Source organism: Streptomyces sp. DT224, assembly GCF_049844595.1.
GTDB lineage: Bacteria > Actinomycetota > Actinomycetes > Streptomycetales > Streptomycetaceae > Streptomyces.
This window is the reverse complement of record NZ_JBNCLI010000010.1, coordinates 356402-368934: the sequence shown is the minus strand read 5'-3', so window position 1 is coordinate 368934 and position 12533 is coordinate 356402. Positions and strand designations below refer to the sequence as shown.

Here is a 12533-nt window from a genome sequence, read left to right as displayed (position 1 = left end):
GTCACGTCGCGCGCAGGCGCAGGCCCCTCGGGGTGGCGAGGAAGCCGGCCGCCTCCAGCGTGCGCCCCAGGGGCGACGTCAGGGACGAGGCGCCGTTGGTGCGCTCGACGGTCACGGTGCCGAGGGCCCCGGCGCGGGCGGCCGAGGCCAGCGCTCCGGCCGCCGCCCGGAGCGCGGGATCGTCCGGATCGGTCGGCCAGGCCAGCAGCGTCTTGCCGCCGCGCTCCATGTACAGCGTCAGCTCACCGTCGACCAGGACCACGAGCGAGCCCGCCTTGCGGCCCGGCTTGTGCCCGGCCCCGTCCGGCGGCTCAGGCCACGGGAGGGCGGCGCCGTAGGCATTGGCCGGGTCGGCCGCCGCGAGCACGAGGGCGCGCGGGTCCGCGCCCGGCTCCGTACGGTCCCGGGCCGTGGACACCGCGCGGAGCCGGTCGACCGCGCCGTCCATCGCGAACTGGGCGGCCCCCAGCCCCTCCACGACGTACCCCCGGCGCGCCTGCCCGTTGTCCTCGAAGGCGGACAGCACCCGGTACGCCGCCGAGAAGCCGCCCTCGACGCCCTCGGCCTGCACCGCGCCCCGGGTCACCACTCCGTGGCGGTCGAGCAGCGTGCGTGCCAGGGCGTGGGCGCGGTGCGTGGGCTCGGGTTCCAGCGCCGGCAGCAGGGACCAGCGGCCCGAGACCGTGGGCGGCCCGGTGCGTGAGGCCGGGCGGGCGGCAGCGGTGAGGGTGCCGTAACGGCCGCGCGGCACATTCCGCCGGGCGCGGTGCGCGGTCGAGCCGGCCGTGCGGCCCGAGCCCAGGAGGGAGCGCAGCGGCGCGAGCGTGTCGTTGGTCAGACGTCCGGACCAGGCGAGGTCCCACAGGGCGTCCGCCAGTTGCGGATCGGTGCAGTCGGGGTGGGTGGTGGCGCGGACCTGGTCGGCGATCTGCCGGAAGAACAGGCCGTAGCCGCCGCCGAGAGCGGTCAGCACGGACTCGTGCAGTGCGCTGAGCTCCAGGGGGCGCGGCGGGGGGAGGAGCAGGGGCGCGCTGTCGGCGAGGTAGAGGGAGATCCAGCCGTCCTTGCCGGGGAGGGCGCCCGCGCCGGCCCAGACGACTTCGCCGGTCGTGGTCAGCTCGTCCAGGAGCGCGGGGGTGTATCCGGTGACCCGGCCGGGAAGGACGAGCCGTTCCAGCGCGGAGACGGGGACCGGAGCTCCCTGAAGCTGCTCAACGGCGCGGGCCAGTCCGTCGATGCCGCGCAGGCTGTTGCCGCCGAGGTGCTGCCACTGCGGCAGGAACCCGGCCAGGGCGGCGGGCGGGACCGGCTCCAGCTCGTGCCGGAGGGCGGCGAGCGAACGGCGCCGCAGCCGGCGCAGCACCGTGGCGTCGCACCATTCCTGGCCGATGCCGGCGGGATGGAACTCGCCCTGGACGATGCGGCCGGACGCCGCGAGCCGTTGCAGCGCACCGTCGGTGACGGCCGTGCCGAGGCCGAACCGGGCGGCCGCCGTGGTGGAGGTGAACGGGCCGTGCGTGCGGGCGTACCGCGCGAGGAGGTCGCCCAAAGGGTCCTTCACCGGCTCGGTGAACGCTTCGGGGACTCCGACCGGGAGCGCCGTGCCCAGGGCGTCGCGCAGCCGGCCCGCGTCCTCGACCGCCGCCCAGTGGGCCGCTCCGGCGATCCGGACGCGGATGGCGCGGCGGGCGGACTCCAGCTCCTTCGCCCAGTCGGACCCGGCCCCGCGCTCGGCCAGCTCCTCGTCGGTGAGCGGGCCGAGCACCCGCAGCAGATCCGCGACCCCCTCGGCGTCCTTGACCCGGCGGTCGTCCGCCAGCCACTGGAGCTCCCGCTCCAGCTCGGTCAGCACATCGGCGTCGAGCAGTTCGCGCAGCTCCGCCCTGCCCAGCAGCTCGGCGAGGAGCCGGGAGTCCAGGGAGAGCGCGGCGGCGCGCCGTTCGGCGAGCGGCGAGTCGCCCTCGTACAGGAACTGGGCGACGTATCCGAAGAGGAGGGAGCGGGCGAACGGGGAGGGCTCCGACGTGGTGACCTCGACCAGGCGGATGCGCCGGGCCTCCAGGTCGCCCATCACCTCAGTGAGCCCCGGTACGTCGAAGACGTCCTGGAGGCACTCGCGGACCGCTTCGAGAACGATGGGGAAGGAGCCGAACTCGGAGGCGACCTGGAGGAGCTGCGCGGCCCGCTGGCGCTGCTGCCAGAGCGGTGTGCGTTTGCCGGGGCTGCGGCGGGGAAGCAGCAGCGCCCTGGCGGCGCACTCGCGGAACCGCGAGGCGAACAGGGCGGAGCTGCCGACCTGGTCGGTGACGATCTGTTCGATCTCGCCCTTGTCGAAGGCCACATCGGCGGCGCCGACCGGGGGCTGGTCGCTGTCGAAGGCGGCAGGGGCCGGGGTGGGCGGCGCGGAGGCGCCCTTGCCCGGCTCCTGGACCGGATCCGCCGCCGGGTCGAAGTCGAGGAGGTCCAGGCCCATCATGTCGGCGTCGGGCAGCCGCAGCACGATGCCGTCGTCGGCGTGCATGACCTGCGCGTCCATCCCGTACCGCTCGGCGAGGCGGGCGCTGAGCGCCAGCGCCCACGGGGCGTGCACCTGCGCGCCGAACGGGGAGTGCACGACGACCCGCCAGTCGCCCAGCTCGTCCCGGAAGCGCTCGACCAGGATCGTCCGGTCGTCCGGGACATGACCGCAGGCCCGGCGCTGCTCGTCCAGATACGCCAGGACGTTGTCGACGGCCCAGGTGTCCAGCCCCGCGGAGAGCAGGCGATCCCGGGCGTCCTCGGGCGAGAGCCCGCCGAGCTCGCGCAGGAAGGCCCCCAGGGCGCGGCCCAGCTCCAGCGGGCGCCCCAGCTGGTCGCCCTTCCAGAACGGCAGCCGCCCGGGCACCCCGGGCGCGGGGGACACCAGGACCCGGTCCCGGGTGATGTCCTCGATCCGCCAGGACGTCGTGCCCAGCGTGAAGACATCGCCGACCCGGGACTCGTAGACCATCTCCTCGTCCAGCTCACCGACCCGGCCGCCGCCCTTCTTGGGGTCCGCTCCGGCGAGGAAGACCCCGAAGAGGCCCCGGTCGGGGATCGTCCCGCCCGAGGTGACGGCGAGGCGCTGCGCACCGGGCCGGCCCGTGACCGTACCGGCGACGCGGTCCCAGACGACGCGGGGCCGCAGCTCCGCGAAGGCGTCGGACGGATAGCGGCCCGCGAGCATGTCGAGGACGGCCGTGAACGCCGACTCCGGCAGCGAGGCGAAGGGGGCGGCCCTGCGGACCACCGCGAGCAGGTCGTCCGCCTGCCAGCTGTCCAGTGCGACCATCGCGACCAGCTGCTGGGCCAGCACGTCCAGCGGATTGGCCGGGACGCGCAACGCCTCGATCGAGCCCGTCCGCATCCGCTCGGTGACCACGGCCGCCTGCACCAGGTCGCCGCGGTACTTCGGGAAGACGACACCGGTGGAGACCGCACCCACCTGGTGGCCGGCGCGGCCGACCCGCTGCAGCCCGGAGGCGACCGAGGGCGGGGACTCGACCTGGATCACCAGGTCGACCGCCCCCATGTCGATGCCCAGCTCCAGGCTGGAGGTGGCGACCACAGCGGGCAGCCTTCCCGCCTTCAGGTCCTCCTCGACCTGCGCGCGCTGCTCCTTGGAGACCGATCCGTGGTGGGCCCGGGCGAGCAGGGCGGGAGCGCCCTTGGCCGCTCCGGACTCCGCCATGATCTCGGCGGGGGAGTGGGCCTCGGGCATGGTCTCGCCGGTGGCTCTCTCGTACGCGATCTCGTTGAGCCGGTTGCACAGGCGCTCCGCGAGGCGGCGGGAATTGGCGAAGACGATCGTGGAGCGGTGCGCCTGGACGAGATCGGCGATCCGCTCCTCCACATGCGGCCAGATCGACGGCTTCTCGGCCTGACCCGAGGTGTCGTCGGTGGCGGGGGAACCGCCCAGCTCCCCCAGATCCTCGACGGGCACGACCACCGACAGCTCGAACTGCTTGCTGGACGGGGGCTGGACGATCTCCACCTTGCGCCGGGGCGACAGAAAGCGCGCCACCTCGTCGACCGGCCGGACCGTGGCCGACAGGCCGATACGCCGGGCCGGCCGGGGCAGCAGCTCGTCCAGTCGCTCCAGCGATACGGCGAGATGGGCGCCGCGCTTGGTGCCCGCGACCGCGTGCACCTCGTCCAGGATCACCGTCTCGATGCCGGACAGGGCCTCGCGGGCCGAGGAGGTCAGCATCAGGAACAGCGACTCGGGCGTCGTGATCAGGATGTCCGGCGGCCGGGTCGCCATCGAGCGGCGCTCGGCGGCCGGGGTGTCGCCCGATCGGATCCCCACCCTGACCTCGGGCTCGGGCAGCCCCTGGCGCACCGACTCCTGGCGGATGCCGGTCAGCGGTGAGCGCAGATTGCGCTCCACGTCGACCGCGAGCGCCTTGAGCGGCGACACGTACAGCACGCGGCAGCGCTTCTTCGCCTCCGCCGGCGGAGGGACGGCCGCCAGCCGGTCCAGCGCGGCCAGGAAGGCGGCCAGCGTCTTGCCCGAGCCGGTCGGCGCGACGACCAGCACGTCCGACCCCTCGCCGATCGCCCGCCAGGCGCCCTCCTGCGCGGCGGTCGGCGCGCTGAAGGCCCCTGTGAACCAGCTGCGGGTCGCGGGGGAGAAGGAATCGAGTGCGGAGCCGGTCATGTCCCCCATCGTGCACCCCGCCACTGACAACGGCCCCGACAACCGCCCGGCGGGCCGCGGGGCCGACGGCCGGACCGCCCGCGGGCTGGGACAATCGCACCATGGCGCGAGCACAGCAACCGGGGGAGTGGGCGCGGCACTGGAGCTACGCGGAGCTGCCCGACCTCGACCTGCTGCGCGCCCGCTACATCCGGCACACCTTCCCGCGCCACAGCCACGAGGGCTACGTCGTCGCCACGGTGAGCCACGGAGTCGAGGACATCGGAACGCCCGCCGGGACCCTGCACGCGGGGCCCGGGACCGTCATCATGATCAACCCGGAAGTGCCGCACACCGCCCGCGCGGGCGTCCCCGAAGGCTGGGTGTACGACACGCTCTACCCGTCCGCGCAGGTGATCAACGACATCGCCGCCGATACGACGCGCCTGCGCGGCACCGTCGGATTCGCCGAGACCGGGGTGGCCGATCCGTACGCCGCCCGGCTGATAGCCGAGGTCCACCGGGCGGCCGAGGAGGGCAACGCCCTGGCCGCCGACAGCGTGTTGCGGGTCGTCGTCACCCGCCTGCTCACCCGGCACGGCACCTCGCTCCCCGTCTCGGCCCCCCGCGCCGCCGGCGCCCGCGACGCGGCACGCGCCCGGGCCGTCCTGGAAGCCCGGATGGCCGAGCCGCCGACGCTGGAGGCGCTCGCCGCCGAACTGGGCACGAGCCCCTTCGCGCTGCTGCGCGCATTCAAGAAGCAGTACGGCATGCCCCCGCACACCTGGCTCACCGACGCCCGGGTGCGGCGTGCGCGGCGGATGCTCGACGCGGGCACGGCCCCCTCCGTCGCGGCGGCGGAAGTCGGCTTCACCGACCAGCCGCATCTCAACCGTCACTTCACCCGGATCGTGGGAGTGACCCCCGGCGCCTACCAGCGCGAACGTGCAAGAACGTACAAGACCGGCCCGGAACGATCCCGGTAGCGTGCCGAACGTGGCAGAACAGACAGCACCCCTCCGCGCGACCGTCGAACCTCCCGGTGGCAGCACGCTAGCCGCCGGGACCAAGCCGGACTCGGCCGTCGTACGCGACGCACTCGGCGTCGGCATAGCCGTCGGCCTCTCCGGCTTCGCCTTCGGCGTCACCTCGGCGGGCTCCGGCCTGAGCCTGCTCCAGACCTGCGCGCTCAGCCTGCTCGTGTTCACGGGCGCCTCCCAGTTCGCCCTGGTAGGAGCGCTCGCCGCCGGCGGCAACCCGTACACCGCGGCCGCCGGGGCCTTCTTCCTCGGCGTGCGCAACGCCTTCTACGGCCTGCGGCTCTCCCAACTCCTCGCCCTGCCGCGCGCCCTGCGCCCGCTCGCCGCCCAGTGGGTCATCGACGAGACCACCGCCGTGACGCTGCCCCAGCCCACCCGGCGGGCCGCGCGGATCGGCTTCACCGTCACCGGGCTCACCCTTTACGTGCTGTGGAACCTGACCACCCTGGTAGGAGCGCTGGGCGCCGAGGCGCTCGGCGACACCGACGCCTGGGGACTCGACGCGGCCAGCCCGGCGGTCTTCCTCGCGCTGCTCGCCCCGATGCTGAAGTCCACGACGGAGCGCGTGACGGCGGCGCTCGCCGTCCTGCTCGCCCTCGGGCTCCTGCCGGTGCTGCCGGCCGGGGTGCCCGTGCTGCTGTCCGCGCTGGCCGCGCCCGTCGTCCTGTTCCTGCTGGGGCGTGCCAAGGGGCCCGGCCCGGGCAGGACCGGGACCGAGGACGCCGGCGCGACCCGGGCGGAGGAGGGCCGATGAACGTCTGGATCGCCATCGCGTTGACCTGCATCGGCTGCTACCTGGCCAAACTGCTCGGCCTTCTGGTGCCCGCCGGGGCGTTGGAACGTCCGCTGGTGCAACGTCTGGCCGCCTTGCTGCCGGTGGCCCTGCTGGCCGCGCTCACCGCCCAGCAGTCGTTCGGCGACGGACAGCACCTGGCCCTGGACGCCAGGGGTGCGGGGCTGGCGGCCGCAGCGCTGGCCCTTGTCCTGCGCGCCCCTTTCCTGGTGGTCGTGGGTGCTGCGGTGGCCGTCACCGCGGGGGTGCGCGCACTGGGCTAGGTGTATTGCCCTGTCCGGTAAGGGGCGTGTCTCCTGGAGCGTGCCCCTTACCGGCGTGCCCTTGCCGGCCGCGTCGCCCCTCACGCCAGGACGCGGCCGTGCGCCCTCAGTGTTTCCAGCGCCCTGAGGGTCACCAGAGGGCGCCCCTCCAGTGCCGTCCCGGGTGCCCACTGCCGCCAGGTGACCGGCCAGCCGCCGTCCGCCTCCTGTGCGGCGGCCAGATGGTCCAGCGAGCGCTCCATCTCGGTGTCGGAGAACCACCGCCGGGCGAGCGAAGCGGGGGTACGGGCGTAGTCGTACGGGAAGTGCTGCTCTCCCGGTGCGTACCCGGGGGCCACCGGGTACTCCGCGCGCCGGTCCGGATCGAGCACGGCGAGCCGCTGGTCGCGTACCAGGTGCCCCAGCCGTTCGGCGGCGGCCTCCGCCCGGGGCCGGTCCGGCACTCCGTCGAGGAAGGCGACCGCGGCCTCGATCTCGTACGGATGCGACACCTCAAGGGCGTCCACGGCGGACCAGCAGAAGTCGGTCGCCCGGAAGAGCCAGGCGTGCCACACCGCGTTGCGGTGCAGCAGCCCGACGACGGGGCCGGTGGCCAGCAGCTCGGCCGGCGGGTCGTCGACGATCGGGATGAAGGGGGCCGCCGGGTAGTCGCGCTGGGAGGGCAGCAACGCGGGCAGGGCGCCCTCCTTGGTGGACACATCCGTCAGATACCGGCAGATCCGCTCCACCCGCAGACCGCCGCACCGGCCGATGGAATCGAGGACGTTGAGCGCGTGGGCGGTGTGCAGGGGCTGACTGACAGGGCCCCTCAGGTCGGGTTCGAGCGCATGGCCGTAGCCGCCGTCCTCATTGGCATACGCGGTGAGAGCCGTCTCCACCGCGTCCGCGCCTCCCTCCAGATATTGATGGGCGAACCGCCGCTGTTCGAGGACACGGGCTGTGAGCCAGATGAACCGCTCGGCCCGGTCGAGGGGACTTGTTCCAGTTGCAGCCATGGATCGACCGTAGGGCTTCGGGCCCCCGAGCAGGGCCGATGCGGCCCGGCTGCACTCTCAGGAGCGGGATACTGAAGGCATGCGGTTGACGATTTTCTGGGAACGGATGGCGGACCACTTCGGCGCGGCCTACGCGGACTCCTTCGCACGCGACCATGTGATGGCCGAGCTGGGCGGACGTACGGTCAACGAGGCGCTGGCGGCCGGCTGGGAGGCGAAGGACGTCTGGCGCGGCGTCTGCGTCGCGATGGACATCCCCGCCGACAGGCGCTGACGGGGGCGGGAAGGGAAAGCCACCTTCCGGGGCGCGCGAGGCATTGTCACCCACATAGGCGAGACTTGCTCCGTGGCACCCACAGACGAGACCGCTCAGATCCAGCCGCCGAGCACGCCGCCCGTACCACCGGCCGCCCCACCGGCCGCGCCGTCCGGCGGCGGGCCCGCCCGCATGCCCGCATGGCTGCCGCGCGCCATGGTCCTCGCCCTCGCCCTCTACGCCTGCTTCCGGCTCGGCAGCTGGGCGTTCGACCAGCTCATCGGCCTGCTGATCAATGTGCTGATCTCCTTCTTCCTGGCGCTCGCCATCGAACCGGCCGTGAGCCGGATGTCCGCCCGCGGCATGCGCCGGGGCCTCGCCACCTTCCTCGTCTTCCTCGTCGTGCTGATCGCCGGGGCCGGCTTCGTCGTGCTGCTCGGCTCGATGCTCGCGGGCCAGATCGTCGACATGGTGGAGGACTTCCCGAAGTACCTCGACTCGGTGATCAACTGGGTCAACCAGACCTTCCACACGGAGCTCTCCCGTGTGGAGGTCCAGGACAGCCTGCTGCACTCAGACTGGCTGCAGAAGTACGTCCAGAACAGCGCGACCGGGGTGCTCGACGTCTCGGCGACCGTGCTCGGCGGCCTCTTCCGGCTGTTGACGATCTTCCTGTTCTCCTTCTACTTCGCGGCGGACGGTCCCCGGCTGCGCCGCGGGCTGTGCTCCGTGCTGCCCCCCGCCCGTCAGGCGGAGGTGCTGCGGGCCTGGGAGATCGCCGTCGCCAAGACGGGCGGCTATCTCTACTCGCGCGGCCTGATGGCGCTCATCTCCGGCGTCGCGCACTACATCCTGCTGGCCGCCCTCGGAGTGCCGTACGCGCCGGCGCTCGCGGTCTGGGTCGGACTCGTCTCCCAGTTCATCCCCACGATCGGCACCTATCTCGCGGGCGCCCTGCCGATGCTGATCGCCTTCACCGTCGATCCCTGGTACGCGCTGTGGGTCCTCGGCTTCGTCGTGGTGTACCAGCAGTTCGAGAACTACATGCTTCAGCCCAAGCTCACCGCGAAGACGGTGGACATCCACCCCGCCGTGGCGTTCGGCTCGGTCATCGCGGGCACGGCGCTCATGGGGGCCGTCGGCGCGCTGATCGCCATCCCGGCCGTGGCCACGCTCCAGGCGTTCCTCGGCGCGTACGTGAAGCGCTACGACGTCACGGACGACCCGCGCGTCCACGGCAGCCGCCCCGGCGTGCGGGGCGAGCCCTTGTGGACGCGCCTGAGACGGATGCGTTCCGCTTTCGCGGGCGAGGACGGCCGGGATACGGACGGGCAGCCGGACGGTGGCGAGTCCGAAGAGCCGAGGCGGCCGGAGGGGTCTGCCGGGCCGAGCGGCACCTGAGGCGCTGATTGCGCTGATCGATCTGCTGGACCCCCGACGGGAACGCTTCCCGCAGTTCAGGCTCGCCTACAGCCCTCGCAACGGTCCCCGGAGCTGACCGGACCGGCTCTTCGGGCCGCCCAGCGGAGGCGGCGTGGTGCGCTTGACACTAAAATCGAACATCCATTCTCATGGGATTCCGGCCGGGTTTTCCCGGGCCCGACCGTGGAGTTGTCCACAGGCCGGGAGGACGTCGAGGCCCATTGTCAGTGGCAGGGGTTAGCGTCTTTGACGTGAAGCGATCGACTCAAGCAAATCGGGTGGAACCCATGGCAGGAACCGACCGCGAGAAGGCGCTGGACGCCGCACTCGCACAGATTGAACGGCAATTCGGCAAGGGCGCGGTGATGCGCCTCGGCGAGCGGCCGAACGAGCCCATCGAGGTGATTCCCACCGGGTCCACCGCGCTCGACGTCGCGCTCGGCGTCGGCGGTCTGCCGCGCGGCCGTGTGGTGGAGGTGTACGGACCGGAGTCCTCCGGTAAGACGACGCTGACGCTGCACGCCGTGGCGAACGCGCAGAAGCTCGGCGGCTCGGTGGCCTTCATCGACGCGGAGCACGCCCTCGACCCGGAGTACGCGAAGAAGCTCGGCGTCGACATCGACAACCTCATCCTTTCCCAGCCGGACAACGGTGAGCAGGCCCTCGAAATCGTGGACATGCTGGTCCGCTCGGGTGCCCTCGACCTCATCGTCATCGACTCCGTCGCGGCCCTGGTGCCGCGCGCGGAGATCGAGGGCGAGATGGGCGACTCGCACGTGGGTCTCCAGGCCCGTCTGATGAGCCAGGCGCTCCGGAAGATCACCAGCGCGCTCAACCAGTCCAAGACGACCGCGATCTTCATCAACCAGCTCCGCGAGAAGATCGGTGTGATGTTCGGCTCGCCGGAGACCACCACCGGTGGCCGGGCGCTCAAGTTCTACGCCTCGGTGCGCCTCGACATCCGCCGGATCGAGACGCTCAAGGACGGCACCGACGCGGTCGGCAACCGTACCCGCGTCAAGATCGTCAAGAACAAGGTCGCGCCGCCCTTCAAGCAGGCCGAGTTCGACATCCTCTACGGCCAGGGCATCAGCCGCGAGGGCGGCCTGATCGACATGGGCGTGGAGCACGGCTTCGTCCGCAAGGCCGGCGCCTGGTACACGTACGAGGGCGACCAGCTCGGCCAGGGCAAGGAGAACGCGCGCAACTTCCTCAAGGACAATCCCGACCTCGCCAACGAGATCGAGAAGAAGATCCTGGTGAAGCTGGGCGTCGGGGTCCGGCCCGAGGACACCGCCGAGTCCGGGACGGACGCGGCGGGCGCCGCGGCTCCGGCCGACGCTGCGGCGAAGCCGGTGACGGCGACGGCAGGCAAGACCAAGCCGGCCAAGGCGGCCGCGGCCAAGAGCTGATCCGTGACGCGTCGTACAGAGTGGCCGGCCGGCGCCGCCGACCCCGGCGCGGCCCCCGGATCCGGTGAGGGAGCGGGACGCCGTTCCCGCTCCCGGTCCAGTGACAGCGGTTCCCCCTCCTCGTCGAGGGCCGAGAAGGGGGAACCGCGCGACCCGGTCGAGCAGGCTCGCAACATCTGCCTGCGCCTGCTCACCGGCACGCCGCGCACCCGCAAGCAGCTCGCGGACGCCCTGCGCAAGCGGGAGATCCCGGACGAGGCGGCCGAAGAGGTGCTGTCCCGTTTCGAGGACGTCGGGCTGATCGATGACGCCGCGTTCGCGGATGCCTGGGTGGAGTCCCGGCACCACGGCCGCGGGCTCGCCCGCCGGGCGCTGGTCCGTGAGCTGCGGACCAAGGGTGTGGACGCCGCCGTGATCGATGAAGCCGTCGGGCAACTGGACTCCGAACAGGAGGAGGAGACCGCGCGGGAGCTCGTCGCCCGCAAGCTCTGGTCCACCCGGGGACTGGACCGCGACAAACGGCTGCGCCGCCTCGCGGGCATGCTCGCCCGCAAGGGGTACGGCGAGGGAATGGCGCTGCGCGTGGTGCGGCGGGCGCTGGAGGAAGAGGGGGAGGACACGGAAGGGCTGGACGAGCCCTTCTGAGCCGGCGCCGCTACTGGCCGGCGCGTGCCGCGCGGCTGATGGTGGCGTCGACCAGCGCGAGGGCGTCCTCGGCTGTGCGTCCCGGGTAGCGGTTCCAGGGACCGATCAGCCCGGTCCAGCCCTGCGAGCGGAGCTCCGCGATGAGCCACGCCCCGGCCCGGTCGACCGTCTCCGCAGAGCCGTAGCCCAAGCGGTGCGCGGTGAGCATGGCGCCGCAGACGCAGCGAGCGCCCCGGATGTCGCGGAGCCGGTACGGGGTGTTCTGCCAGCCCCACTCGGTCAGGATCCGCCGGGCATGGGCGAGATGGACGGACGGCCGCACATCGGGCCGTCCGACGCGCCGCCATGCGTGGAGCCGGTCGGGCAGGATCGCACCGATACGCCCCGGGAGCGGGCGCTCGCGCGGCGCGGCGGGGGGCAGCGCCCGGACGGTCTCGGCGATCAGCCGGTCCACCGGCACGGAGAGCAGGGCGCGCCAGTCGGCAGCGGGTGCCGCTGCGTCTGGCACGTCGGCGGATGCGGGGGGCGGGGACTGGGGTGCGGATGCGGGCGCGGTCGCGTCCCAGCCGGTGACGATCTGCTGCCAGGCGTCCGTGTCATGGAGGCGCGCGGCCTGGGCGTCGAGTGCGTCGGGGGTGAGGGCGGCGGCGGTGGTCGGCATCGGTGCGTGCTCCCCGTCATAGCGGCGTACCGGCGCCCTGGTGGCGTTCCGGCGGGCAGGCGGGCAGGCCGGAACGGCCGCGCCCGCCGTGAGGCGAATGTCCGCCCGCCATCCGGGCCGCTCCACCTGAGCGAGGCCATACGGGTGTGTCACGGGGCATTCCGGTGGCAGCCACGGCTGGGACGAGGGCGGTCGGACACGGTGAGCCTGGCCGCTCCTGAGCGCGGTGCCGGGCGGTGAGCGGCGCCGCCCCCTGGCGCGAAGTCGCGCGTCCGGCGGCGCGCCGGTCTCGCGCCCCCTGGCCCCGGCGTCCGGCGGTGCGCCGGTCTCACAGCCCTGCCCCGGCCCAGGCGTCCGGCGTTGAGCCGCACCGCCGCCCTGCGCGGACG

At 73.1% G+C, this 12533-nt stretch carries 10 protein-coding genes; 7 read left to right on the top strand and 3 right to left on the bottom strand.

The window, feature by feature from the left end; all coding sequences use genetic code 11:
- Window position 1: 1 nt before the first annotated feature.
- Entirely contained in the window at window positions 2–4678 is a 4677-nt protein-coding gene (locus tag ACLQ2N_RS26055) for an Lhr family helicase (protein ID WP_425816562.1), read from the bottom strand.
- 101 nt (window positions 4679–4779) lie between these two features.
- Here ACLQ2N_RS26055 and ACLQ2N_RS26050 point away from each other — a divergent pair, with 101 nt between their 5' ends.
- From ACLQ2N_RS26050 to ACLQ2N_RS26040, 3 genes are read left to right on the top strand one after another with little or no spacing between them, the layout of a single operon-like run.
- On the top strand, window positions 4780–5643 hold the full coding sequence (locus tag ACLQ2N_RS26050; protein WP_425816561.1) for an AraC family transcriptional regulator: 864 nt from the start codon (window positions 4780–4782) through the stop codon (window positions 5641–5643).
- Window positions 5644–5653: 10 nt separating this feature from the next.
- Window positions 5654–6451: an AzlC family ABC transporter permease gene (locus ACLQ2N_RS26045; RefSeq protein ID WP_425816560.1), complete on the top strand. Its 798-nt coding sequence runs from the start codon at window positions 5654–5656 to the stop codon at window positions 6449–6451.
- Window positions 6448–6753, top strand: a complete 306-nt coding sequence (locus ACLQ2N_RS26040) for an AzlD domain-containing protein (RefSeq protein WP_425816559.1) — start codon at window positions 6448–6450, stop codon at window positions 6751–6753. The genes ACLQ2N_RS26045 and ACLQ2N_RS26040 overlap by 4 nt, the downstream gene beginning before the upstream one ends.
- 80 nt (window positions 6754–6833) lie before the next feature.
- Here the strand turns inward: ACLQ2N_RS26040 and ACLQ2N_RS26035 are convergent, their stop codons facing one another.
- A complete protein-coding gene (locus ACLQ2N_RS26035; RefSeq protein ID WP_425816558.1) occupies window positions 6834–7748 on the bottom strand; it encodes a hypothetical protein in 915 nt (304 codons plus the stop codon).
- Between the two features lie 79 nt (window positions 7749–7827).
- Between ACLQ2N_RS26035 and ACLQ2N_RS26030 the strand changes: the two genes are divergently transcribed.
- From ACLQ2N_RS26030 to recX, 4 genes are all read left to right on the top strand, one after another.
- Window positions 7828–8022 (top strand): DUF3046 domain-containing protein, encoded by a 195-nt coding sequence (locus tag ACLQ2N_RS26030; protein WP_425816557.1) that lies wholly within the window; start codon window positions 7828–7830, stop codon window positions 8020–8022.
- A 174-nt stretch (window positions 8023–8196) separates the two neighbouring features.
- On the top strand, window positions 8197–9405 hold the full coding sequence (locus ACLQ2N_RS26025; protein ID WP_425816588.1) for an AI-2E family transporter: 1209 nt from the start codon (window positions 8197–8199) through the stop codon (window positions 9403–9405).
- A 308-nt stretch (window positions 9406–9713) separates the two neighbouring features.
- Window positions 9714–10838, top strand: a complete 1125-nt coding sequence (gene recA / locus ACLQ2N_RS26020; RefSeq protein ID WP_425816556.1) for a recombinase RecA — start codon at window positions 9714–9716, stop codon at window positions 10836–10838.
- A gap of 3 nt (window positions 10839–10841) precedes the next feature.
- Window positions 10842–11483 carry a recombination regulator RecX gene (gene recX / locus ACLQ2N_RS26015; protein ID WP_425816555.1) on the top strand — a complete coding sequence of 214 codons (642 nt, stop codon included), beginning with the start codon at window positions 10842–10844 and terminating at the stop codon, window positions 11481–11483.
- A 10-nt stretch (window positions 11484–11493) separates the two neighbouring features.
- On the opposite strand, the gene ACLQ2N_RS26010 is transcribed toward recX, so the two are convergent.
- Window positions 11494–12144: a DUF6197 family protein gene (locus ACLQ2N_RS26010; protein WP_425816554.1), complete on the bottom strand. Its 651-nt coding sequence runs from the start codon at window positions 12142–12144 to the stop codon at window positions 11494–11496.
- Window positions 12145–12533: the final 389 nt, after the last annotated feature.